Annotated in this window: 19 protein-coding genes and 1 tRNA gene; 13 read left to right on the top strand and 7 right to left on the bottom strand. The window is 54.0% G+C overall.

Features of this window, described 5'->3' with window-relative positions:
• The first annotated feature begins 419 nt into the window (after positions 1 to 419).
• The 10 genes from ACR0IO_RS13585 (at position 420) to ACR0IO_RS13540 (ending at position 18,074) form a co-directional block, all read left to right on the top strand.
• Positions 420 to 1,232, top strand: a complete 813-nt coding sequence (locus ACR0IO_RS13585; RefSeq protein WP_480742175.1) for a tetratricopeptide repeat protein — start codon at positions 420 to 422, stop codon at positions 1,230 to 1,232.
• A gap of 413 nt (positions 1,233 to 1,645) precedes the next feature.
• Entirely contained in the window at positions 1,646 to 2,167 is a 522-nt protein-coding gene (locus ACR0IO_RS13580; protein ID WP_480742174.1) for an invasion associated locus B family protein, read from the top strand.
• Positions 2,167 to 3,891, top strand: a complete 1,725-nt coding sequence (locus ACR0IO_RS13575; RefSeq protein WP_480742172.1) for a ShlB/FhaC/HecB family hemolysin secretion/activation protein — start codon at positions 2,167 to 2,169, stop codon at positions 3,889 to 3,891. The genes ACR0IO_RS13580 and ACR0IO_RS13575 overlap by 1 nt, the downstream gene beginning before the upstream one ends.
• A gap of 42 nt (positions 3,892 to 3,933) precedes the next feature.
• Positions 3,934 to 11,226, top strand: a complete 7,293-nt coding sequence (locus ACR0IO_RS13570; protein ID WP_480742171.1) for a two-partner secretion domain-containing protein — start codon at positions 3,934 to 3,936, stop codon at positions 11,224 to 11,226.
• A 14-nt stretch (positions 11,227 to 11,240) separates the two neighbouring features.
• Entirely contained in the window at positions 11,241 to 11,480 is a 240-nt protein-coding gene (locus ACR0IO_RS13565) for a hypothetical protein (RefSeq protein WP_480742170.1), read from the top strand.
• 124 nt (positions 11,481 to 11,604) lie between these two features.
• Entirely contained in the window at positions 11,605 to 12,048 is a 444-nt protein-coding gene (locus ACR0IO_RS13560) for an SMI1/KNR4 family protein (RefSeq protein ID WP_480742169.1), read from the top strand.
• 144 nt (positions 12,049 to 12,192) lie between these two features.
• Positions 12,193 to 12,420 (top strand): DUF7660 family protein, encoded by a 228-nt coding sequence (locus ACR0IO_RS13555; protein ID WP_480742168.1) that lies wholly within the window; start codon positions 12,193 to 12,195, stop codon positions 12,418 to 12,420.
• Between the two features lie 91 nt (positions 12,421 to 12,511).
• Positions 12,512 to 13,279 (top strand): hypothetical protein, encoded by a 768-nt coding sequence (locus tag ACR0IO_RS13550; RefSeq protein WP_480742167.1) that lies wholly within the window; start codon positions 12,512 to 12,514, stop codon positions 13,277 to 13,279.
• Positions 13,280 to 13,817: 538 nt separating this feature from the next.
• Positions 13,818 to 14,954: an efflux RND transporter periplasmic adaptor subunit gene (locus tag ACR0IO_RS13545; RefSeq protein WP_480742165.1), complete on the top strand. Its 1,137-nt coding sequence runs from the start codon at positions 13,818 to 13,820 to the stop codon at positions 14,952 to 14,954.
• Positions 14,955 to 18,074 carry an efflux RND transporter permease subunit gene (locus ACR0IO_RS13540; protein ID WP_480742163.1) on the top strand — a complete coding sequence of 1,040 codons (3,120 nt, stop codon included), beginning with the start codon at positions 14,955 to 14,957 and terminating at the stop codon, positions 18,072 to 18,074. It abuts the gene before it with no gap.
• Positions 18,075 to 18,108: 34 nt separating this feature from the next.
• Here the strand turns inward: ACR0IO_RS13540 and ACR0IO_RS13535 are convergent, their stop codons facing one another.
• Positions 18,109 to 18,864 carry an isochorismatase family protein gene (locus ACR0IO_RS13535; RefSeq protein ID WP_480742161.1) on the bottom strand — a complete coding sequence of 252 codons (756 nt, stop codon included), beginning with the start codon at positions 18,862 to 18,864 and terminating at the stop codon, positions 18,109 to 18,111.
• Between the two features lie 27 nt (positions 18,865 to 18,891).
• A complete protein-coding gene (locus ACR0IO_RS13530) occupies positions 18,892 to 19,323 on the bottom strand; it encodes a VOC family protein (RefSeq protein ID WP_480742160.1) in 432 nt (143 codons plus the stop codon).
• A gap of 85 nt (positions 19,324 to 19,408) precedes the next feature.
• On the opposite strand from ACR0IO_RS13530, the gene ACR0IO_RS13525 reads away from it, so the two are divergent.
• Positions 19,409 to 20,305, top strand: a complete 897-nt coding sequence (locus tag ACR0IO_RS13525; protein WP_480742158.1) for a LysR family transcriptional regulator — start codon at positions 19,409 to 19,411, stop codon at positions 20,303 to 20,305.
• A gap of 114 nt (positions 20,306 to 20,419) precedes the next feature.
• Here the strand turns inward: ACR0IO_RS13525 and ACR0IO_RS13520 are convergent, their stop codons facing one another.
• From ACR0IO_RS13520 to ACR0IO_RS13510, 3 genes are read right to left on the bottom strand one after another with little or no spacing between them, the layout of a single operon-like run.
• Positions 20,420 to 21,058: an MBL fold metallo-hydrolase gene (locus ACR0IO_RS13520; protein WP_480742157.1), complete on the bottom strand. Its 639-nt coding sequence runs from the start codon at positions 21,056 to 21,058 to the stop codon at positions 20,420 to 20,422.
• 4 nt (positions 21,059 to 21,062) lie between these two features.
• The gene (locus tag ACR0IO_RS13515) at positions 21,063 to 22,484 is read right to left on the bottom strand and encodes an MFS transporter (protein WP_480742155.1); all 1,422 of its coding nucleotides are present in this window, start codon (positions 22,482 to 22,484) and stop codon (positions 21,063 to 21,065) included.
• A gap of 27 nt (positions 22,485 to 22,511) precedes the next feature.
• Positions 22,512 to 22,883 carry a DUF1330 domain-containing protein gene (locus ACR0IO_RS13510; RefSeq protein WP_480742153.1) on the bottom strand — a complete coding sequence of 124 codons (372 nt, stop codon included), beginning with the start codon at positions 22,881 to 22,883 and terminating at the stop codon, positions 22,512 to 22,514.
• A gap of 102 nt (positions 22,884 to 22,985) precedes the next feature.
• Between ACR0IO_RS13510 and soxR the strand changes: the two genes are divergently transcribed.
• Positions 22,986 to 23,459: a redox-sensitive transcriptional activator SoxR gene (gene soxR, locus ACR0IO_RS13505; protein WP_480742151.1), complete on the top strand. Its 474-nt coding sequence runs from the start codon at positions 22,986 to 22,988 to the stop codon at positions 23,457 to 23,459.
• Between the two features lie 436 nt (positions 23,460 to 23,895).
• On the opposite strand, the gene ACR0IO_RS13500 is transcribed toward soxR, so the two are convergent.
• Both ACR0IO_RS13500 and ACR0IO_RS13495 read right to left on the bottom strand, forming a co-directional pair.
• A tRNA-Ala gene (locus tag ACR0IO_RS13500) sits at positions 23,896 to 23,971 on the bottom strand.
• Positions 23,972 to 24,114: 143 nt separating this feature from the next.
• Positions 24,115 to 24,441, bottom strand: a complete 327-nt coding sequence (locus ACR0IO_RS13495; protein ID WP_155149090.1) for a TIGR02300 family protein — start codon at positions 24,439 to 24,441, stop codon at positions 24,115 to 24,117.
• A 100-nt stretch (positions 24,442 to 24,541) separates the two neighbouring features.
• Here ACR0IO_RS13495 and ACR0IO_RS13490 point away from each other — a divergent pair, with 100 nt between their 5' ends.
• The gene (locus tag ACR0IO_RS13490; protein WP_480742150.1) at positions 24,542 to 25,234 is read left to right on the top strand and encodes a M48 family metallopeptidase; all 693 of its coding nucleotides are present in this window, start codon (positions 24,542 to 24,544) and stop codon (positions 25,232 to 25,234) included.
• Positions 25,235 to 25,248: the final 14 nt, after the last annotated feature.

Here is a 25,248-nt window from a genome sequence, read left to right as displayed (position 1 = left end):
ACACTCTCCTGCGCCTGAGCCATTCTCGCTGCGATAGGCGTCGCAATTGTTCCGCGACGCTCATGTCTTGCTAAAAAGCTTGGACGAAAACTTCCGTCGTGTATCTGTCTGAAGGTAGCCGCACCATCCCGCCGATACAGTTTTCAGACAAACTGATTCGTCGTTTTAGAACCCTAAAGCCGGATCAACTGTGTTCCGGGTAAGTTCGGAATCGTTAAAAGCTCAGACATTTTGTTTTCGTGTGTAAAAATGTGGCGACAAAACGACCGCTCAGGGCTCCTCTTGTAGCGTCGCGCCACATTGCGGTCACAGACCGAAGACGTGTAACTTTTTAGTGAAGTTCGATTTCATTTTCCCCCTTAACGTGTGTTGTGGCCTTTGTTAGCCAGAAGATAATAAGGCAAACAAAAGGTTACGGAATGCGTATTTTGAGGAACGCTTTTGGCGGAGTAGTTTCCGCATCTATTGCGTGTGCTGCACTTGCTGACGTTCCTGCGGGCATTGCCGCCCTTGAAGCTGGTAATGTTTCGGGCGCAGTCGAGGAGTTTCAGGCTGGTTTTGACGACGGTGACGCAGATGGTGCGTTCTTCATCGGGCGCTTGTTTGAGATGGGCTTGGGAACTGAGCGCGACATGCGCCGCGCTGTCGAACTCTATAGCGCGGCAGCTGAACAGGGCAGTGCGTTGGCGCAGAACCGGCTCGGTTTGATGTATCTGAATGGCGAATTGGTCTTGCAGGATTATCAGCGCGCTGCGGAGTTGATTTGTGCAGCGGCTGAGTCAGGAGATGCCAACAGCGCATTCAACTGCGGGTTGCTGTTCGCAGATGGACAAGGTGTGGAACAGGATGCGGCCATGGCGGTGGCATTCTGGCAGGAAGCTGCAGAGCAGAACCACGTAGCTGCAATCAACTATCTAGGCCAAGCCTACCGTGATGGCACGGGTGTAACGCAGAGTTATGAGACGGCCTTCGACAACTTCTCTCGCACCGGGGAAGCTGGCAACCCGTTAGGGCTCTTCGAATTGGCCAAAGCTTATCAGTCAGGAAACGGCGTGAACCCGGATCTCATCAAGGCGCATGGGTACGCTAACCTGGCGGCTGCACGAGGGATGGAGGAGGCTCGAACTCTCAGAGATACCCTGAATGCACAACTGAGCCGCGGCGATCTGGAGGCCGCTCAAAGCTTCGCCCGCGAGTGGGAAGCAACGCCACTGGATCAGGCTGCGCAGTAGCCGCGTTTTCAAGTTCTCGAGTTCTCGTCAGTTCAGGTTGATTCAGCTGTAATGAAAAGTCCTTTCTTACTAACCATTTCTTTTCTGTGTGTCCTGAGCGGTTGCTCAGAGACTTCTCCTGAGCAGCTCAGAGAAATCTACGGCGTTTCGCGATTGAGTGACGGCGGCTACACGGCATCCATAGAAGTGCGCGCAAACCATGCCGCTCAGCAGGACAAGTTCAGCCAGAACGCATTCAACGAGATTTGTGCGGGACAAGCGACTATCACGTCCCGCTCTGTCTCCGCCCCGTTCGACAAACAGACCACATACACACAAAAAACATGGAACCCAGCCATTGGCCAATTGGTCCAAACAGCAAGTTTTCCGGTGAACACGCTACACGTTCGCATGACATACAGGTTTGAGTGCGCATGAGGAGCGGTTCTCTAAACCGGCTGGCCATGAGTATCGGTCTCGCCCTCTTCCAGTCGGCGGCTTTGGCGCAAGTGGTTGAACCCCAGCCCACGGAAGAGGTGTTTTCAGATTGGCTGGTTCTGTGCCAGCCGGCTGAACGGGATGCCGTCTGCCAGATGATGCAGAGCGTTGCCGCCGAAGAGAATGGCCCGCCTGTCTTTTTGATGAGTGTGTCTGACGATGAAAACACGGATCGTAGCTATGCAGTCATGACGGTTCCAGTTGGTGTCTATCTGGCCCCGGGCATCGAGCTACATGTAGACAACCGTCGCCCCTTCAAGGTCCTGTATGAAGTCTGCGACCAATTTGGTTGCCACGCTGGATTTCGGATGGAAGGGGATGTTCTGTCAGCCTTTCGCAAGGGGCTAGAGGTTAAGGCCCGAGTTTGGACCGCCCGCGACAAGGCCGTTGATTTTCCCGTTTCTCTGCGCGGGTTCACAGCCGCTTTTAGTCGGTTCAGCACTGCGGGGGACAACTGATGGGTTTGCGATCCCACTCTGTGACCGCAGCATTTGGTTTCAGCGCTATCCTGTTGATGACCACCAGCGCTTGGGCGCAAGGCGTCTCGCCCGGTGATTTGCAGCGCATCGACAATGATATTCTTCAGCAACAAACTCAGCAGACCGAAGAACAGGAACGTCGCCGCAGGCAATTCGAAGAGCGTGAGGATGTAGTGCAGGATCAAACCGCTGGGGAGGAGTTTTATATCCCACCTCCCGGTGGTCCTTGTTTCGATATCCGCAGCATTGACCTCGAAGGTTTTGAAGCTTTCAAACATCAGCCCGAAGGGTATCGCGATCTGATTGGCACCTGTGCGACAGCGGCCGACATTGCGCAGACACTGAACCTGATCAACACATTCTATCAGGAGCTGGGTTACATCACGACCCGCGCTTATGTGCCGGAACAGGACATTGCAGATGGCTCACTTGCGATCACCATCGTGCCGGGCCGGATCGAAGGGTATGTCTACGGCACCGGCAAACCAGCGGATTTGCGTCTGAATACGGCCTTTCCGACTGCACGCGGTGACCTCCTGAATTTACGCGACCTGGAACAGGGGCTGGAGAACATCAACGCACCCCGGTCGGCGAGCGGACAATTCCAGCTAGTGCCCGGAGAGACGCCTGGTGGTTCGTTCATCCAGGTTGATGTGCAGGATCGACGCCCGTGGTATCTGGATTTTCAGTTTGACAATTCCGGTTTCGAATCCACCGGCCGGATCAAAGGCACCAGCACCTTTGGTCTCGACAATGCATTGAATCTCAATGACCAACTGCGGATTGGGATCACCACCACCCCCTTTGAAGAACGCGGTGAGCGTTATTCGGATTCTGTTTCTCTCAACTGGGGTCTGCCGGTGGGCAACTGGTTGTTCAATGCGGATCTTGGAGCCAGTGACTATCGCTTCATAACCCAGGGCATCAATCAGTCCTTTGTCACAGAGGGGCGCAGCCAATACCTGATCCTTCTGACCGAACGGTTATTGATGCGGAACCAGACCTCTAAGATTTACGCCTATGGTGATTTGAAGCTGAACAGAACTAAAACCGCGATTAATGGCATCGAGATCACCAGCCAACGTCAACGCCTGACGATTGCATCGCTTGGCCTGAGAGGTGAACAGACCATCGGACAGGGGCGGCTGTTCTGGAACATAGGCCTAAAGGCCGGACTCGATGCTCTGGGAGCTGATATTCCGGAACGGAGCGTCATCGATCAGGATTTCCGACTGGTAAAACTCCGCGCTGATTTCTCTACTCCGATTGGGAAAAGCGGTTTGACCTATCGGGGTACGCTGGCCGGGCAATATTCGGACGATATCCTGCCGGGGATTGAGCAGTTCGGTATCGGTGGTTGGAGCACGGTTCGCGGCTTTCACGACAATAGCCTCTATGGCGATACCGGTATCTATCTGCGCAACACCGTCGAATGGGGTGCATACAAGGCACCCAGATTTGAGGTCCGCATGAATGCTGGCCTCGATCTTGGGTATATCAAGCCGTCGGCGCTGCGACGCTGGTCACAGGACCATCTGGCAGGTGTCAGTCTGGGTGCGGATGTCATCATGAATAGTCAGGTCACGTTGCAGATGCAGGTGGCGCACGCGTTAAGCCGACCTGAGGATTCCCCACCCAACACCAATCCAGCCTTCGAGTCCGACAAGACCGTTGGGTATGTCAGTCTGAGGTTGCAATTCTGATGAGATTTCTGGCCGTTCAAAGTAATTTGGGAAGTGTTGTCCATGTGTAGACGTGTTTTTGAGAAAGTTGTTTCTTCAATTCTGACGCTGGCGCTGACGATACAACCCGCGCTGCTTCATGCGCAGAACATCCAACCTGTGAACCCAAGCGCAGGTCCGCGTCCACATGTCGACCAGTCTCTGAACGGCACCACCGTAATCAACATCTCGACCCCGAATGGCGCGGGCGTCAGCCACGATGTCTACACCGACTTCCAAGCTAATGACCTGATCTTGAACAACTCGGCGACGATTACCAATACGCAACTGGGCGGCGTGATCGAAGGCAACGGCAACCTGGCGCCGGGACAAGAGGCCAATCTGTGGATCGGTGAGGTTGTTGGCGGAAATCAGACTCAGCTGGGCGGTATTCTGGAGGTCGCCGGAAAGCGCATGGATGTGGTGGTCGCCAACGAGTTTGGCATCACCTGCAACGGCTGTGGTTTCATCAACACGGGCCGTGCGACTCTGACAACCGGAAAGCCGCAATTCGGCAGTAATGGGGCACTGACTGGGTTCGATGTACGCCGAGGGACGGTTACAATCGGTGCCGGAGGTCTGAACCCGGAAAACCGTATAGGTCTGACCGACACCAGCCGTGTCGATGTGATTGCACGAGCGGCCGCGATTTACGGCAAAATGCGTGCGGATCAGCTCAATGTCGTCGCCGGTGCCAATCAGGTGGACTATAATTGGTCTTACGACCCGGAGACCGGCGCCGTAACAGGGATCACCGAGCAGGCCGGAGAAGGTGCGGCCCCGGCATTGGCTGTGGATGTCGCTGCTCTTGGTGGCATGTATGCCAATGCGATCCGTTTGATTGCCACCGAGAACGGCGTGGGTGTGCGTCTGAACGGGGACATGGCTTCCTCAACCAATATTGCGCTGCGGGCCGATGGGAAACTGACGCTGGGTGCTCCTGCTGGTGGTCACACACCGCAAATTCGTGCGGGCGGTCGCATTCAGGTCCGCAACCAGGGACCAATCCTTCTTGAAGGCGCGATCACTTCCGAGAGCGGCGATCTGATCGACATCAGAACCAGCAACGGAGACATGACCTTCAACGGTCAGGCAGCGGGCGGTGCAATCCGTCTGGAAAGCGCCGGTATGTTAAACATCTCCGGCGCGATTGTTGCGCGCGAAGCGTTTGAGGCAACATCAACCGGTGCTTCCGTAGCGCTGAACGGCACGTCGGAAATCTTCGCACAGTCCATTGATGTGAATGCGCTGACACAGCTGACATTCGACGGAAAGGCAGCTGCCCTGGAAGCGGCTTCACTGACGGCCGGAACCGAGCTTAGAACAGGTGCCAGCTCAGAACTGGTCGCGGGATCTGCGGCTCTTACCGGAGGTGACGCTCGGATTGAAGGCCAGGTGCAAGCACTTGAAAACCTGACCATTGAAGCGACAGATGGGAGCGTCGACCACAGGGGTACGTCTCGCGGGCAAGCTGTCACGATAACAGGTGACAACATTCAAACGAGCGATGGATCGCAGATCGCCGCAGTAGGTGATTTGAGCGTAACCGCCGCAGAGCAAGCAAAGATCAGCGGAGAGCTAGTCGCTGGGAAGGGGCTGACGCTCAAATCCACAGCAGCTGGGATAGCCGTTGAAACAAATGCCGAGATTCTGGCTGAATCCCTGAATGTTGAGGCGCAGACTCGTATTGATTTTGATGGCAAGGCCGCCGCTCATGAGACAGCTTCTGTGTCGGCGGGAACCGAGCTGGCCACAGGGGCGGATTCAGAGCTGCTGGCCAACAGCGTGGCGCTCACCGGGGAAACTGCGCAGCTATCTGGTGAACTTCGGGCCGTTGATGGGCTGACGATTGAGGCAACGGTTGGCGCGGTTGAGCATAGCGGTGTGTCTCGTGGGCAGAACGTCTCGATAATTGGCGACACTGTTGAGACTGGCGAAACGTCCCAGATCGCTGCGGTGGATGGCCTCACTGTGACGGCAACAGATCAGATCCTCCTCGATGGCGAACTCGCCTCGGGGGCAGAGCTTTCAATCACATCGACCGGCGCGTCGGTAACCATCGAGGATGGCGCCGAACTGGTGGCGGATACGCTTGATTTAGACGCTCTGACCCAAGTCGCGCTTAACGGACGTGCCGCGGTTCAGAACCGAGCCGAAATCAAGGCCGGAGCCTCACTCACAGCCGGAGACGCATCCGAGATTGTGGCCGGATCCATTGCTTTCTCCGGGACCACGGCTCAGATCGCCGGACAAGCCGAAGCACAGGACAGTGTTTCCATCGAAGCTCGTGATGGCACTTTGGAGCATTCGGGCAGATCTCGTGGACGGTCAGTCGTGCTGTCCGGTGATCATGTGCAAACTGGAGATAGCTCGCAAATTGCAGCCATTGCAGATTTGCAGGTAACAGCAACGGATCGGGCGGTCATTGACGGCACCATGATTGCAGGTCAACGGGCCGATCTTTCCGTGACAGCCGGAGACCTTGATCTTCAAGGGCAGATAAACGCCCGCAACACCAATATTGCAACCTTCGGACAGACCAACCTGGGTGCAGAGGCGCTGGCGGTGGGCCAGTCGGTACTGGAGCTGCAATCCGGGTCGTTGAATGGAGGGCTGAGAGCCTCGCATTTCAATCAGTTGCGCGCTGGCGATGGTCTTGCGGTCACGTTGGAAACCGGTGGGCTTACCGTCGCCGCATCAGAACGGGTTGAGTTCGACGGGGATCTTCTGCTCGATCTCGATGGTGACCTGGAGAACCGGGGTACGATCAAAGCGAGTGGTAGTCTTCAACTGCGCAGTGGATCTGATCTCAACAACCGCGGTGGTTTGTTGAAGTCCGGCGAGACAATGCAACTGGTTGCACGAGATGGTACGGTGCTGAACCAGTCTGGGCGTATTGAAGCAGATGGTGGCTTGGCCATCGAGGCGGAAACGTTTGTCAATCGTTTCGACAGTATTGTGACGGAACCCTCACAATCGGGCGTCGAGATATTTGCAGGAACCCCAGACAACAAAACACGTAGCCGAAGGGTCTCGACTAATCCAGCGGATCTGGAGCTGGGCAGCTGTTTCACGAGCAGCAGATCGAACGGAGGCGCGGACAGAGCGAGCAGCTGCGCAACAATCTACAGTTTTGATGGTGTCTACTCGAACCAGGGCGGCGTCACGTGGAGCACTGGCACCTCAGTTGCAGCCTCCGGGGCGAAGCCTGAAATCCTGTCTGGCGCGGGTATCGCCATTCAGGCGGGCACTGTGCGCAACGACGCCGGTCTGATTTCTGCTGAAGGCGGGATCGACGTTCAAAGCTCCAGTTTTGCAAACAATGGGTATCAGGACACAAGGGTCACGCACACGGCGACATATACAAGAAACCTGACCATCGAGATCAACGAGGGCAGCGGTGGTAGTGACGCGGCCTTCACCACGCGCACCGAAAGAGTAACGTATTCCCCGATCTCCCGCGAAACCTCTAACGGAGCAACGTCTGAGATCGGCCAAGTGCTGGCTGGTGGAGCTGTCAACATCAACAGCGCGTCAGTAGTGGCGAACGGAGATATTCGATCCGGAACTGCTAGCGTTGTTCCTCCGCGGGAAAACTCCAACGTAACCCAGGCGCCTCTGCCTGATCTGATCGTTCCGGCTTCATCCCTGACACCAGTTCAGCCGGATGTTCTGGACTTGCCGGCGCTGGCACCGGTTCAACCGGATGTGGTGACCCTCCCGTCTCTTGACCCGGTTCAGCCCAAGCTTCAGACGCTTGCAAACCTGGATGCTTTGATTGGTGAAGGTCGTACCAATTTCGGAACCATGCCGGTTTCCTATGAGGACCTGCTTTCCTCTGATTATTTCCTGGATCGTTTGCAGATTCAGAATGAGCTGTTCCAAAACATCAATCGGCCCACCGAATGGAATGGATATCAAAGCGACGGCGCAAGCTTTGACGGTGACAACGCAGTCCAAACACCCGGCTCAGAATTTGTCGGGTTCGGCGACCGGTTCGGCTTGTCCGAAAGCGGAGTGTTGGCATCACTGGATAAAGCCAATGCATCCGAAAGTGGTGATCTGAAGATTACGGCCGGCAGCATCACGGGTTCAGGTGGGTCGCTGATCGCAGAAGGCGGCTCCCTGTCCCTGACGTCGTTCGGGAACATTGATTTTGAAGACACCGAACTTGGTGGAGACCTGGTTAATATCATCACAGGCGGAGATTTCTCCGGTAAAGCGCTGGTGATCAGATCGACTTCGGACACCTCTATATTTGCCGCCGGAAACGTCGTCATCGCAGGCCTGGCGCAAACAGAAGAATATTACACCAACACAAGTGTCACCAAGATCACCGAGAACCTTGCCTCGCGCTTTGACGTGGGTGGTGACCTGTCGATCATCTCCTCTGCTGACATGACACTGGCCGGTGTTCAGGCCCAGGTCACAGGGGACACGCGGCTAACAGCGGGTGGCAGTCTCTACCTGCTCACCGAGCAATCCGGCGTGCAATACAGTGAAGGCGATGCGAAGAACGGGACGGATCGCCTGACCCTGACCGCCCAGGTTACGCAACTGTCTACAGGTGGGGACTTCATCGCCAATGCAGGCGGAGACGCGGTATTGGTCGGTACACAGATAGATGCGGGCGGAAAGGCACATCTGGCAGCGGCTGGCGATGTAGTTCTGGCTGCCGCGCAGGACATAGCTAAATCGGAAACCCGCAAAACCAGCAGAGGGTTCCTGTCGAAGAAGAAGGAGACGCGATCTACGCTTGCCGTCACCAACCGTGGCGTCGGAATCACAGCAGGTGGTGATATCGATATTATCGCCGAGACAGGTGACCTGACCACTGCCGGGACAGAGTTCGCCAGCGCATCAGGTGACATCAACCTCACTGCGACCGAGGGCAACATCCTCGTCGGAACCTACACCGATGTGTTTGAAGAGACGCATACCAAAGAGAAGAGTTACCTTGGCGGATTGCTGAGCAAATCCAGCCAGCTGCATACGGTTGACCACATCAACACCGGCACAGATGCTTTGGCAGCGCTCGATCTCAGCATCGTGTCCGGCTCAGACACCACTTTGGTCGGTGCAACGCTGTCAGCTGGCCAGAACCTGAACATCAAAACCGGGGGTGATTTCTCGGTTCAGGCCGCCATCGACAGCCACCGCTCCGAGTTCTTCGAGACCGACATGGGTCTGGTCACCATAACCACGATCACCGAGACCAGCTTTACGGAAACGGCCGTTCTGACCGAATTGCTTGCCGGACAAGGCATGAGTTTTGACATCGGCGGTGATGCTGAGTTGGTAGTGTATCAAACCGCAGGTGTTGATGCACCAAACCCGCAAGATCTCTATCCTGAGGAACTTCTGGCCATCGACGGTCTGGAACTGATTAGTCAGGAACTGGCGGATGAGTATTTCTATGAAGAAAAAACTCAGCTCTCGCCCGCGTTCAAGGCGCTCGTTGCGATTGCGGTCGCTGCCTATGTCGCGCCCAATCTCGTGGGGAATTTGCTTCCAGAGCTTACAACTGCCGCAGCAGCAGAGGGCGCCACGGCGCTAACGACAGGTCTCTACAACGGAGCGACCGCCTTCACTTCAACGGCGCTCGTCGAAACGCTGGATGGCGTTGTTGCCGGAGATCTCGATCTGGGGGCGATTCTGGAAGCAGCTGCGTTCTCAGGCGTGTCAGCGGGACTCACATCAGGCATCAACCTGAATATCCCCGAAAACAGCCCCCTGAATGATGCATTGATCAATGGGTTCGGAAATGGTGACGTTGCTCAATTGACCATTGGTGGCATTCTGGAGGGCGCCTTGGATGGCGCGATTTCTTCCGGTCTGAGCTCGACCGTCTATGGAACCGATTTTGCAGAAGGGTTCTCAGCAAGCCTTGTCCAAACCGTTACCAACCTCGCTTTGGCGGATGCCCAGTTTGAAATCGGTGGGTTGTTCACCAACGAGGACGGTATCCCCATCAACGGTGGGGAAGGCTCGGCCGGCCATATGTTGTTGCATGCTTTGGCAGGATGTGCCGCAGCCGAAGCGTCCGGTGCGGACTGTAAATCAGGAGCGGCAGGCGGAATTGCGGCCAGTATCTATTCCGGTATCGCCGGGAATAGTTCTCTCAGCATTGAAGAGCAAAATCGATTGGCTTCTGTCGTTGGAGCCGTTGCCGGATATCTAGTTTCAGGTGGAGAAGCGGATAACGTCAGTACAGGATCATTCGTTGGTCAATCTGCAATCCTCAACAACTACCTGAAACATACAGATCTGGCGAATATGCAAGCCGCTCTCGAAGCGTGCCATGCGCAGGACGGTGGATGCTCAAAGGCGGATCAACGCGATATTGCAGTTCATTTTGCCAATGTTGGTCTTCAGAATGACCGCGAGCTTGCAAATACGTGCTTCACCAACGAATGCATAGATAGCTTTTTGGCAGAAGCCGTAAGCTATGATGAAGCGATAGCTGCGTTGTCTTCGGAGAGCCCCTATGCAGCACAACTTTTGAGTGTTTCTGGTGCGCTGTTTGTGTCTGGTCCTGCGCAGCAGCAACTCGATCAGAACATCGACTTCCTGAACGGCTATGAGGACTACCAGGAAACCCGCTGCGGAGGCGTATCCGATGGTGCTTGCGCCGAAGCCTACACTGAGGCTTACGCCGACTACCTAGACGATGTTGAAACAGTTGAGGCGACGAAGCAGTTTTTAGCGGTGGTAACCGGTGCTGTGGTGCTCGGCCCCTCTGTTTGCGCCGCTACTCCTAGAACCTGCGTTGCACTAGGTGTCTCTGACGTAATTGAATGCGCCTCCGGCAACATTACATCGTGTTCTCCTGGACCAAACCTTCAGGGCACCGGGATCAAGGTAGAAGGTAGTTCCACAAATAGGGCACCTGTCGCAAACCCTACTGCTGCACAGATAGCAAGTGCTGAGAAATTAGGTGTTGACACACGCTGGGTGAAGTCAACCGGTGAAATTGATTGGCCACCAAATTATGGTTTCGAAGGGCCGCCAACAATTAGAGAACTTCAACCAGGTCAAACGTTCGACCGCTATGGCGGGCGGTTTGATGAAAAAGGTAACTTCACCGATCGAGGAGCCTTTGTAGCACCTAGAGATGTACCTTTTGACCAACGCTCTTTGCCGGATTCGAGTAAAAACTCGCCATATCGACAATATGAAGTGTTAAAGCCAATTCCACAGGTGAACTCAGGCAGTGCCGCACCTTGGTTTGGTAAAATCGGTGGAGGGACACAGTATCAGTTGCCGATGAGCATTGATGAGTTGGTAAAACAAGGTTTCATCAGGCAACTAAAATAACGGAGTTGATCAACATGAGCCTGCGAGAAATTACTGATTGTTTCTTTCAATACGCGCAGAAGAAAGGGAACCCATATGAGAGCTTTCCTCTGAGCACTGAAGTGGAAGAATTTGGGTCGCCATACATCGAGATTTTGGAAGACGGAAAGATGGCAATCGTTGCAAGAGAACGTGGCGAAGAATGCTTTCGCAAGGAAACTCGATCTTCCGCCGAATTGGCGCGGTGGGTGTATGAAATGTTCAACAAATCATGAGTTTTGATACACGGAAGAAATACTCAGATGGAAGTCATCCGCCGCCTTCTCAAAATCCTATTGGCAAGAACGATATCAAGATTTTGTTAAATCAAGGCAAATAACTGAGTGAGAGTGCACGACAATGGATGCCAAAACAGAGTTTGATCAGATGTGTGCGACTGGAGAAGTTGCCGGTCCATGCTCAGACAATAAAATCCATGATGCGGAAGCTGAACTTATGGTTGTTTTTCCAGTTCAGTATCGCGAATTTTTGTCAGATTACGGTGCCGTAGTACTTGATGGTGTTGAAATCTATGGTCTGCCAAGTGTTAATGATAGCGAGATGCCGCTCTGGCAAGACGTTGTTAAGGTTTCTCGGCAGCTTAAGGAGTGGCGGCAAGCCGGCAGTGAAGTCCCTGCTTACGTTCCTATCGCGGATGATGGCACGGGAGTTTATTTCTATCTGGACACAAATGCGGGGCCTAAAACGAGGATCATTGCGATAGGTCCAGGCATCGAGCAGGTAGTATCATCTGACTTGTTTGAGTTTGCACTAAGTATTTCTAATGGTGAACTAACTTTTTGATTTCCCCTACCCTGATGAAAAGGCGGGCTGCTAACCGAACTAAACCGTCAAGACCAGCGACGGCGGCAGAAATTAAGCATGATACCTTCAAGTTCACTACGCCAAACGGGGGGCAAGACATCGTGGTCAGGGGACACTAAGAATATGAATGACATCAAATCTAGCGCGGACTTCGCTGATGCACTTTCGTTCTTGTTGGACGACGAGAGTTTTCCGGCTGAGAATACCGACACACGTAGATTCGTTGAAGCTATGCAGGCTTGGCTGAAGGACGTCGAGGGCAACAATACCTGGTTTGATAAGCCCAGCGATGATTATATCACTTGGTCGGATTTATATAAGCTTTTGCAGGCTGCGTCAGTCTATGAATAGATCATCACGTCTCCAGTTTCGGGCGAGATCGATCTACTTCAGGCACGAGCGATCAGACTTGTAGTTTCTTGATGTTGCTGGGTGAAGATCTATGAATTCTAGTCGATTTGATCGGGCGCTGTGGATTATTGGACGCTGGAAGCAGTTGGATATTTCAGCAATATGGTCTCAGTTTCACTACACAGGTATTCCAGATGAAACATCGGTCTCATTTAGATCGGCTGACATCAATCGGACTTCTATAAGAGCATCCAAAATCGAGGAGATTCTTGACGGTGCTCATGTTCCATCATTTGAAGTGTTGGGAGACGGGTTCAGCTTCAGCTATGGACAAAACGCTGGTCAAAATTACGATCACGTGTTCATCAAGTCTAACTTGGCTGTTTTAACCCCTGAGTTTTGCGACGAATTAATCTCAGCAACACTAGCGGACAGTCTAAATTTCACGCAGGCGCATTTAGTTGATGAAAACTATCAGTACTATCAGAATATTTGTGATCCGCTTGACTTTAAGGCGCTCGGCCTGTCGATGGAAGGCTTGCCCATGAAATCCAACGGTTTGCCATTCCCACTTGAGCAACAGATTGTAGATACCAGCCAAAATCCTGGCCGCTACCGGCTCTGCCAAAATTATGTAGAAGTTGCTGCAGGATACATGTGGTTTGGAGACAGTTTTTGGAAGCTCATAGGGCGTTCTTCACAATGCGTTCGTGAACGTTTGCCTGCAGAGGTATCTCTAGTACACGCTGAGTGCTGGAAGCTGCGCTCTCAGGTGGGCGTTTTTACCAATAGTTGTACAGCTGAAATGCAAGAAGGCGTACGTTCAGCTCTGTTTGATGACGTTCCGCCAAATGGTTGACGCATGTCAAATGACCAACAAGAGAAGTGAGTAGCGTCATCCAATACCAAATTTCTGGGAAGATTGTCGTGTTTCAGAGATACTTGGGCAGCGAAAGTCATGGCTGCAGTTCCTAATCGTTCAACTTGTCGCAGTTCTGCGAGAATTTCTTCTGGCTTGCGCTGCGTCGTTCCCGCTCTTTCTCTCAAAGCATCGCGTTGGATCACTTTTGGGCAAGCCTTAAATCTGCTTGGGTGTGTCGTGTGGCTTAGAGACTATACGACGAACGATGGTGAGGGATTTGCGGTGACGCGGCATTGTTCACGAGTTTTAACCTGACCAACGATCCTGCGGGGGCAATCAACACGACACTGACCAGAGGCGATACTTTTCCCGCCAAACCCCAGGCCCATTCGCTGAAAATCTTACGCTGGCAATCTTCACTAGAAATCGCGGGCGCACAAGAAACTGTTGTTGGTGATAAAATTGACAAATTAAGTTATCTGTTAGTCAGGGTATTGGTTTTTGGGAGGGGCGAGTGCGCATTGGGCAAGAGAAAATGGGAAAATGTTGGAGGGTACGCCATCTTTTGTCATTGTGCCCTCTGTTCCTCATTGTCGGTTGCTACGAGAATGAGCCGGATGAAACAAAAGCCACAGCCCCGAAAGTTGTTGTCGCCCAAGCAACAACGGAAGAGGTGCCACTTTTTCTTGAACTGACCGGGCGTACTGAGTCACCAAACACAGTGTTCGTCCGATCCCGGGTCGATGGTCATGTTGAATCTCGACCTTTCAAAGAGGGCACAGATATCGTGAAAGGCGACATTCTGTTTGTTATCGACCAGCGTCCTTATGCCACTGAGCTAAAACGGGTCATGGGCGAACGAGACAAAAACCAGGCTGGCTTTGATTTTGCAACCCGGGAGAAGGAGCGTTTTTCCGCTCTGGCAAGTGACGGGACTGTAGCCGAAGAGCAATTGGACCAGTCGACCACCAACGCAGCCCAAGCCAAGGGTGACCTCGACAGCAGCCAGGGCGCGGTGGACTCGGCTCAGGTCAACCTCGACTACGCTACTGTATCCGCCCCCATTAGTGGACGTATCGGACGGGTTTATCAGGATGTTGGCAATATCGTTTCGGCGAACGATACCGTCTTGACTGAACTGGTCCAGATGGATCCGCTTTTCGTCTATGTAAGCCCGAGCGAAACGCAATTTCTGGAACTGGAAAAATACAGATCGGCAAATCCGGATCTGAAGGTTGAGGTGACGCTGATTGACGGCAGCGTTCACCCGCACGCGGGTTCACTCGACTTTTCCGATCCGGGGGTCGATCCAACGACCGGTACGATTGCTGTGCGTGCCGTATTTCCCAATCCCGAAAGAACGCTCCGCCCAGGTCAATACGCCAAAGTGGACATCCAGCTTGCCGAGCAGTCAGGACAGATAACTGTACCTTCTGAAGCTATTGCACAGGATCAAGCCGGCTTCTTTGTGTTCGTCGTCGACAAGAGCGGTAAGGCCGAAACACGTCGGGTAACTGTTGGGCAAAACTATGAGGGTCGCCGCATAGTTATGTCGGGTCTGAAAGACGGCGAAGAGGTGATCGTACAGGGACAACAACGCGTCCGCCCTGGCATGGCAGTCGACGTCAAAAAACCATCCGCTGGCTCGGATGCTGATAAGGCTGATGGCTGAATGCTGAGCCGGTTTTTCATCTTCAGACCCGTTTTCGCTTCGGTAATCGCGTTGGTAATTGTAATCGCCGGGCTGATTTCGATCCCTCTGCTTCCCGTCGGTGAGTTCCCGGAAGTGGTGCCCCCGACGGTTGTTGTCAGCGCCACGTATACAGGCGGCAGCGCCGAAGTTGTCGAAGAGGCGGTGACCATCCCCCTTGAGGAACAGATCAACGGTGTCGAGGGTATGGTTTACATGGCCTCCACCAGCTCTAACGATGGCACTTCAAACATAACGGTCACTTTCGAGGAAGGTTACGATCTCAGTATCGCTGCCGTGGACACTCAGAACAGAGTATCCACCGCAATGGCTCAACTCCCCGACGAGGTCGTCGCATCTGGCGTGACCGTCACAAAGGAGTCGGTTGACCTGACAATGGGGGTCAACCTTATTTCGCCAAACGGCGAGTTCGACGAACTGTTTATTTCCAATTACGCAGACATCCACATCACTGATCGCCTCAAGCGTATCCCCGGAGTTGGTACGGTTATGGTTTGGGGGGAACGGGTCTATGCAATGCGGATCTGGCTTGATCCTGAAAAAATGGCGAGCCTCGGCCTGACCACGTCTGACGTTTATGACGCGATCACAGAGCAAAATCAGCAGGTCGCTGCCGGTGCATTGGGCGCGCCACCGAACGGTGCAACTCAGAAATTCCAGCTGACACTGACGGCAAAGGGAAGGCTGCAGAGCAAGGAAGAGTTTGAAAACATAGTTTTGGGCATTGGCGATGATAGTTCGGTCATAAGGCTCAAGGATATCGCACGCGTGGAACTGGGTGCCGAAGACTATTCGTTCAGTTCAACTCTCGACAGCAGTCCGACGGTGGGTCTTGGCGTTATGCAGCTGCCGGGCGCCAACGCACTACAGTTGGCATCGGAGGTTCGCGAAACCATGGCGGAGCTGTCACAGGATTTCCCCGAGGGCCTTGAATACACGGTTATCTACGACACGACGAATTTCGATCGCGAAGCTATTCGTGATGTTCTTTTCACACTTGGACAAGCGATCCTGCTGGTTGTTTTTGTCATCGTTGTTTTTCTACCCAATCTGCGGGCGGCACTTATTCCGGTGATAACAATTCCGGTCTGCTTGATCGGCACTTTCGCTTTGATGCTGGCCTTGGGCTTTTCCATCAATCTGCTGACGCTGTTTGGTCTGGTGCTGGCGGTCGGTCTGGTTGTCGATGACGCAATTGTCGTGGTCGAGAATGTATCGAGGCACATTGAGAACGGTGAAACAGATCCAAAGGTAGCAGCGCGCCGCGCAATGGACGAAGTCACCAGCCCGATTGTGGCCACCTCACTGGTTCTCATGGCGGTTTTCATACCAGTTGCTTTGATGCCCGGCCTGACAGGAAAACTCTACCAACAATTCGCCCTTACGATTGCGTCAGCTGTTGCGATTTCAGCAATTAACGCCCTGACACTCAGCCCAGCACTGTGTGGGTTACTTCTGGGCGGTGCGCGACCGAAAGCCAAGATAATCCAGAAATTCGATACCGGCTTTGCTTGGTTCACGCGTCGCTACGAGGCGGTGGTTGGCTGGTTCATCCGGGTTTGGCAACCAGTCGCACTGGGGTTCGCTGCTTTATTGGCGGGAACTGTTTATATGTTCACCGTCGTGCCCGCGGGTTTTATCCCAAACGAAGATCAGGGCTACTTCATCATCAGCCTTGAAGCGCCGGAGGGCACAGCGCTGGGTCAGACCCAGAAGGTTGTCGATGAGGCTTACGAAATTCTGCATGATCTTCCGGGCGTCAAAGGTGTCATTACTTTCACCGGCTTCAGCATTTTGACCAACACGTCTGCCCCCAATCAGGGCAACCTGTTCGCAATTCTCGAACCCTGGGACAAGAGAAAGGGTTCCGGTGAAAGCGTCACTGAAATCATGGCCAAAGCGCAAGCCAAGTTCGACGAGCTTCCAGGTGGAATTCTTACAACACTGAACCCTCCCCCCATCTTTGGCCTTTCGCCAACCGGGGGGTTCCAGTTCGAACTGCAGGATACAAGCGGTGGCTCGCTTCAGGATCTGGAGCAGGTGACCCGGGAAATGGTTTCTTCTGGAAATGCCCTACCTGAGTTATCTGGCCTGTTCAGCCCGTTTTCGGCGAGCACACCGCAACTGCATATCGAACTTGATCGAACCAAAGCACTGACCGAGGGAATTTCGATTGGCGATGTTTTTGATGCATTGCAGACATTTTTAGGAGGCGTGTACGTCAACGATTTCAACATCTACGGCAGAGTGTACAAGGTCTATCTGCAGGCCGACGTCGATGCTCGGCAAGCCGAAGAAGATATTGGCCGACTTTATGTGCGCAACAACCAAGGTAGTATGGTTCCACTAAGTGCTTTGGTGAAGCTTCAGCCTCAGATCGGCGCACGTACCATCAACCACTATAACTTGTTCCGCTCGACCAGCATCAATGGTGCCGCAGGAGCAGGACACAGTTCCAGTCAGGCTATCGCGGCCATGGATACCTTGGCGAAGCAAACGCTTCCACGCGGTTATACCTATGAGTGGACTGGCAATGCGTATCAGGAAATCAAGGCGGGGAATGTGGCTCCGATCCTCTTCGCGTTGGCGGTTGTCTTTGCCTTCCTGTTTCTGGCCGCCCAGTACGAGAGTTTCGTCATGCCCTTCATGGTACTGTTGGCGGTTCCACTCGCGATATTCGGTGCCCTCGTCGCGCAGTGGTTCCGCGGCTATGACAACAATATCTATTGTCAGATTGGGTTGGTCATGCTGATCGGTCTCGCAAGCAAGGGTGCCATCCTGATTGTTGAGTTCGCACGACGTCGACGCCAGGAGGGGCTTTCCATTGAGGAGTCGGCAATGGAGGCAGCGCGTATCCGAATTCGGCCATTGTTGATGACTGCATTCGCTTTCATTCTGGGCGTTGTACCACTGGTAATAGCCAGCGGTGCCGGGTCTGCAGCGCGCAGGTCTCTTGGAACGGCTGTCTTTGGCGGGATGATTGTCGCTACAATCCTTAGCCTCGTGCTTGTTCCGGTATTGTACGTGGTCATCGAGCGGTTGCGAGAGCGTCTAACAAAAAATTCTACGATCACCGGTTGAGGCCCCTGAGCGAAGCCTCTGACCGATGTTGGGTTTACCAGGTTGAATCCGGATCGACTTTGAACAGATGTTCCATGAACACGCGGGTAACCGCCTGCAACTTGTCGGCACGCGCATGGTCGCGTTGCAACTCTGCCGGGACCACGTTCCATGTGATCGGTTCGACCCCTGCCTCGATCATGCGGCGCATTCCGTTCTCGTGGCTGAGCTGAGTGATTGAGCCTACAGTGTCCTCCGGTACATAGACCTCATATCCGGCAAGTTCGGCCTCAATGGCGGGATAGGCCAGACAGACATCTGTCCAAAGACCGCCCATGATCAGCTTCTTTCGGCCCGTTGCTTCAACCGCAGCTACAAACTCTGGCTCTTCCCAGGCGTTCACGTTGGTCCGGTCAACAAATACCGCGTTTGGAGCCAGTTCGCTCAGTTCTTCGATCATCGGATCATAACCGTTCAGGCCCACGGCGACATGGCTGAAGATGATCGGAATATCATAAATCACGGCGGTTTTGATCAGTCCCGTGGTGTTGTTGATCAGCTCTTCATGGTCGATGTTCTTCACCCCGGCCAAAATTGGTGGCTGGTAGTCGATGAGGATCAGCGCCGAGTTGGTAGGCGACAGAAACGGGTCTTCGTCGGCGGCACGGACCGGTGTGCCCTGATAGCCCTCCGGATAACTAGCTATTCCATCTACTGTTTTAATCATCGGAGTTTCCGCCCATACCGGCAGCGCTGTGGCGGCGATGGTCAGGCTCAAGGCTGCAGTGATCGGTTTTAAGAAAGTGATCATTAGAATGTCTCCATTGATGGTTGGAATTCAGTTGTGCACATGCTCGGCGATCAGCTGCGCGACAGACGGACCGGGGCCGACAAGCTCCAGTACATTGCGATCCGGATCGCGGATGAAGATGGTTTTGGTCCCGCGAAATTCGCGACGGCCCGTAATGGTGATGCCTTTTTCGGTGACAAAGGCTTCGGTTGCTTCTGCGTCCTTCACTTTGACAGCAAGGTGAGTGATGCCCGGATATTTCTCGAGCTCGTCCATCAGGATGTTTGCACCAGCCTTTGCCGTTGCCGGTCCCAGCAGGTTTATATTGATCCCCGAAGGATGCAGCATCACCAGCGGATGGCCTTTGTCATAGCCACCGTCTGCGATCAGTTCGAATCCAAGCATCTCATAAAAGGCGACGGAAGCTTCGCGGTTGCTGATACGGATGCCAATGTGATCGAAGTTTCTGATGTCCAACATGGTTTGGCCTTTCCTTTGCTTGCAACAAAGGTAGCTATGCCTGTAATGAACTTTAATAGCTTGGATGGAACGGCATTTATTCCATATGGATCATAATAAGGATCTATTCGACGGCATGGTTCTGTTCTGCACAGTGGTAGAGCAGGAAGGTATGAGTGCGGGCGCCAAGCTATTGGGTCATACGCCCAGCCACGTCAGCAAAGAGATCGCCCGGCTTGAAGCACGTCTGGGTACTCGACTCCTGAACCGGACAACACGCCGGATCAGTCTGACGGAATCCGGGCGCATATACTATGAAAACGCGCGGCGGATTGTGGATGACACCCGTGCGGTGCAGAACCGGTTGCATTCGGTCGGCGACCGGCCCTTTGGGGAGCTGAGGATGAGCGTTCCTGTGGTTTTCGCGCATGGGTGGCTGAATGGCTGGTTGCCTGAATTCCTTCAGCGATACCCCGAGGTTGATCTGAACATCGACGTATCCGAACGCCGCGCCGACATGATCGGTGAAGGCATCGACTTACTGGTGCGCATCGGTGATCTGCCCCCGTCTGACCTGATCGCCCGCGAGATATTTCGCACACAGGGTCTGACAGTGGCTTCGCGTTCCTATCTGAAGCGATACGGCACACCACTTCACCCTGATGACCTAAAAGGGCATCAACTTATTGATTTTTCGTTTCACGGGGTCACCCAAAACTGGAACTACCCGGGACCAGATGGAGAGGTGATCACAGTGCCAATCGTACCACGTATTCGATGCAATGATGGCCACACTGAAAAGGCGCTGGCCCTTGCCGGTCTTGGGATCACCCGTCTGCCGGAGCTTTCCTGTCAGGCTGAACTGGTTGCCGGAACTCTTGTTGCGATTTTGCCCGACTTCCGCGCCCCCCCGATCGGGGTCAACGTGATCTATGCCAGCCGCGATAACCTACCCGCCAAAACCCGTGCCATGATCGATTTTCTGGTCGAGAAGAGCGGTTGAGCTCAGGTCCTGCAGATGTCCAGCCCTTATGTTGGGTGGCATGTGGACCTGAACACTCCTTTTGATTTGGCACGTTATGAGTTTCCGGAATAAACGGTGCTGCCTGTTCCTAATTCACGGGAAAGACAAGATGGCTGCATCCAATGCGGCATGCCAGTCGCTCTTGGTCAGTTCAGTTATTTGGTAGTTCCCGATGGCGACACTGGGGATGATAACATCGGCTTGGACGGCTTTGAGTTGTTCGAGTGTTTTTATCAACGTTTTCCTGTTCCCCCCGTGGCTTGCCATGACCAAAGCTCTCCACTCGCCGTTATCAGGGTACAAAGTGTCACCAACAAAGAGATACGTCTTACCGTGCGGTGAAACGTACCTATAGCTGATGTTGTTATCCGTATGCCCCGGCGTGTAGATCGCCTCCAACCCGCCGTTGAGTTTGACGCGACTTTCCTTTTGAATCGTTTGGTCCAGCTTCAGGCCCTTTGGGAAGTACTGCTGCATTCTGGCGTGTCCAACCAAAGGCGCACCGAGTGTAGATTTCGCGTCGGCCAACCCGTCAGTGATCTCATGATTATGGCTGAGGTACAGGTGATCGACATTTCCGGATGCCTTGATGGCGTGCAGTGTCGATGGTTCCTCAGCAACATAGATCATATCTCGCCCTGCAGGATGCTGAAGGAGAAAGGCGTGGGACTTCAATGTCCCAAAGCGCAGTTCAAGCGGTGTTTGCCACAGGTCCGGGAATAGTTGTTCCATCCTGCTACTCCTTCTGTCCGGCAATCAGGGTGCGGCTGGCAAGAACGGCAACCCCGGCGACCAAACCGAAAGTCACGAACAGCCAGATTGCAGAATTTGCTATGGTCGATTGGTTCCCAGCGTCGTTGAACCCGGTGAAATTGCCAACCAGACCTGCCGCGGCAGTCCCAAACGCGACTGCAAACATCTGCACCGTGGACAGGGCAGACGCGGCCATGTCCCGCTCGTTCTCATCCGTGAATTGCAGTATGAATGTATTGAGATGAGGCCAGCCAACGCCGATGCCAACACCCAGTACAATCAAGGCGATTGACAGCAGTGACGTCATGGCTGGTCCTGCATTTCCAAACATTGGTGTGGCCACGCCAAGCACCACACACGCAATCATCATCAGGATTGGACCTGCGAGAACCGCTTGGTGCATTTTTCGACCCGTGAAGCGTGCGGAATAAACCTCTGACGCTGCCCATCCAATGGAAACCAACGCGGCCACATAACCTGCCATCAGCGGGCTTAACCCATGCAGCCGCTGCAGATAAAACGGCATGAAAAACTCGGCATTGATGCAGAAAATCAAAAGAGCCATGACCGACAATGCCAGAAACAGAGGTGTTCCCGGGACGGTCGCACCACGAGGGAACAGCCGCACGGTTTTGATTTGTTCGCGGCGCATCAGCGATAACAAAAGCAAGATAGAAACCAGCACGGCCGCAACGGCCCATGTGATAGATGGTGCGATGCTTCCGAGTGAGATCGCCAACACCGAGCCTGCAAGCAGTACCAATTGCCCGAACGCAAGTGGTTCGGTCGGCCTATGATCCTGCGGACTGCGAGGAAGCAGTATTAAGGTCAGGGCGACAAACAAGGCGGTAATCGGCAGCATGATCCCGAACCCCATACGCCACATGCCAAACTCGGCGAAGATCCCTCCGATGGCTGGACCAAACAGCATTGTGATCCCCCAAGTTCCTGACAAAAGCGCCATCGCCCGGGACCACAGGCGTTCCGGATAGACGATGATGATCATGGAATAGCAGAGCGTGAACAGCATCCCGCCGCCCGCGCCTTGAATGACCCGCCCCACCAGCAAAACCGGCATGCTCCACGCCAATGCGGCAAGCAGGCTGCCTGTTGCAAAGACAATCCCGGCCATCCCAAACCCAAGGCGAACACCCGTGCGCCTTAACAATTTCCCGGTGACTGCCGCGCTGAGGATTGCGGCAAGCGTCGCGAGTGTGGCGTTCCAGGCGTAAAGACTGTGTCCGCCAATTTCTGCCACGATGGAAGGCAGCATCGTAGCGGAAAGGGTAATGTTCACTGCGTGAAGCGCGATGCCAGCCGCAAGGACGGCGGACACCGCTGAGAACTCTCCCCTCAGAATTTCATGCCACCCGGGCTCTGCTTTGTGCTCAACGGCTGTCGTCATGGTTCGCTCCGCGCTCAAAATGGGTGTTCAGTCTTTTTGGACATAGGTGTGATCGGGGTTTTGTGCTGCCCACTCGTCGGCATCGAACCCCTCAACCGCAAACGTAAAATTCGGAGGGATTACATCCGTTCTAAGGTGCTTAACAGCCTGATACTCTTCTGAATTCCAGAAGCCTTGCAGCGCTTCCATCGATGGGAACCGGAACAACGTGAACCGAGCATCATCTTTCCACTCACCCTCAAAAAGATCCATGAATTGCCCGGTCTCGCCCGCGACGATCAACTCACCACCCCACTTTTCCATGATTGGGTGCGTGGCCTGACCGTAAGGATCAAGGGCACCGTGCCCTTCCGGCATAAATGAACTGGCCACAAGGTAGGCTGGCTTCTGTTTCGGCATATCAATCTCCGTGTCTATTTGCTCGATGATTCGAGCCTCCTATTGCGTTGCTACTTCCTCAACTTAAGTTGAGGTCAAGCGATTGATGACAGGAGTCTCGGGATGAAGCGTCGTGGTGGTCTGACGGTAGGCGAAGTGGCGGAACGCAGCGGTATCGCTGTGTCTGCGGTGCATTTCTATGAGCGAAAAGGGCTGATCGCGTCGGTGCGCAACGATGCCAATCACCGCCGTTATTCTCCAACTGTTTTACGAAAGATCGCTATTATCCAGGTGGCGCAGCGAGTGGGCATACCGCTTCGGGAGATTGCCGAAGCAATGGATTTTCTGCCCTCCGAGGAAAAGGTTACGGTCAAACACTGGGAAAAACTCTCAATCCGGTGGACCGACGATTTGGATGACCGTATCGCGCGTTTGCAGCGGTTGAGAGACGGAATGGCTGGCTGTATCGGCTGCGGCTGCTTATCGATGGATACATGCAAGCTCGTCAATCCAGACGACAAGATCGGCGCCAACGGCCCAGGTCCACGATATCTGGAAGAAGATGCACCAGAGGTGGAAGGCTTTGTTGGCACTTAGCCTGCATTGGTTCGGTTAACGTGGTGACAGCGCTGTTGTCATCAACAACTCATCTTGAAATGCTGGTATTGCTTGCGCGGGGAATGACCGCTTTGGTGAAGCTGCAGTGCGGCGTGGATTGACGAAATGAATGATGGAAACGGGCCGCACTCGGACCAACTCGTACGATATAATCCGCGGCATTTTGGTCCAGCGAATAGATTCTTGCAGAGTATAGGTCGCTAAGAACTCTTTGCCAGTGCCGGCGGATTTCGACAGACAAGACCAGCTGTCTATCAGGGCCAGGCATATTCACAGGCTGTTCATTGTCAAAACGCCAACGGAAGTAGTAAATGCCGTGCCCGGACAGCGAGAGATACGTATGCAGCTTCATTTTGTGTCACACCTGTGTGTCACACCACTCTAATGCCTGCTATCTATTTGCATTGTTAGGTTTTGGTGGAGCCTAGGGGAGTCGAACCCCTGACCTCTTGCATGCCATGCAAGCGCTCTCCCAACTGAGCTAAGGCCCCATGCAGGTACCGCCTTGGCGGTGGACGGACGTTTAAGAGACGCCGTTGAAGAGCGCAAGTCCAAAAACCAGATTCAGAGAAAAAGTTTTGAACCTGCCATCCGCAGATGCGGACGGGGCGGCAGGGGCCGCCCCGGACCGAAATCAGTTCTCGTCTTCCGACGACATGTCGGTGATGTCATCCAACGAAACATTGTCGTTGCTGTCGTCGTCATCGTCCAGAAGATCATCGTCCAGTTCGACGTCGACATTGTCGTCATCATCCAAAACCAGATCTTCATCCGAGTCTGCGGCGCGCGCTTTTGCCGATGCTGCATCTTCGGCATCAGCAGCAATCATCCGGCTTTTGCCGGTCTCCAGTTCCACGATCTCGCCGGTGTAGGGGCTGATGATCGGATCCTTGTTCAGGTCATAAAACCGTTTGCCTGTTGTTGGGCAAACGCGCTTTACGCCCCATTCTTCCTTGGGCATGTCAAATCCCCTTGATATCAGGTGAGTCGTATAAACGATTCAGGTCACGTGCCACATGCAGCGGGCACTGTCAAAGCCTTTGCGCGAAGGAGAACGTACAATGGGGCGACATGCATTGCCCGGGCAGCCGCCAGTACCGCTGACATTGCGCAAATCGGCGCGGGCGCGGCGTATAAGTCTGAGAATTTCTCAACTGGATGGCCGCGTTACGCTGACCTACCCGCAGGGGGTTCCTGAATCAGAGGCCCTGAGCTTTGCAAAAACCAAAGAAGACTGGATTCGCGAGCATCTGGAGGCGCGCCCTGATGCAGTTGATATCGGGTTTGGTGAGTCGATCCCGATCGAGGGTGTAGCGCGCCGAATCGTCCCCGCAGAAGGCCGTCGGATCTTGTTGGGTCGGGATAATGTCAGTGTCCCTGCAGGAGGTGAGGCGCGCCGCCTCGCGCGTTTCCTCAAGGAGCTGGCGCGTGACCGGCTAATCGGCGCTTGCGATGATTACGCCGCAATGCTGGGGCGATCTTATTCCAGCCTCACGATGCGGGATACAAGATCCCGATGGGGGTCGTGCAGTTCGCATGGTGGGTTGATGTTTTCATGGCGGCTTATCCTCGCCCCGTCCGAGGTTTTGCACTATGTCGCAGCCCATGAGGTTGCGCATCTGGCAGAGATGAACCACTCGCCGGCGTTCTGGGCACAGGTCGAAAGGATTTTCGGCCCTTATTCCGAGCCGCGTAGGTGGTTACGAGAAAACGGGACCGATTTGCATCGCTATCGCTTTGATGCCGGAACCTAGTTGACGCTCCTTGG

The sequence above is a fragment of the Ruegeria sp. CE12 genome (genome assembly GCF_056537525.1).
Note: the sequence above shows the minus strand (reverse complement) of the source record. Positions and strands in the feature narration are given on the sequence as shown.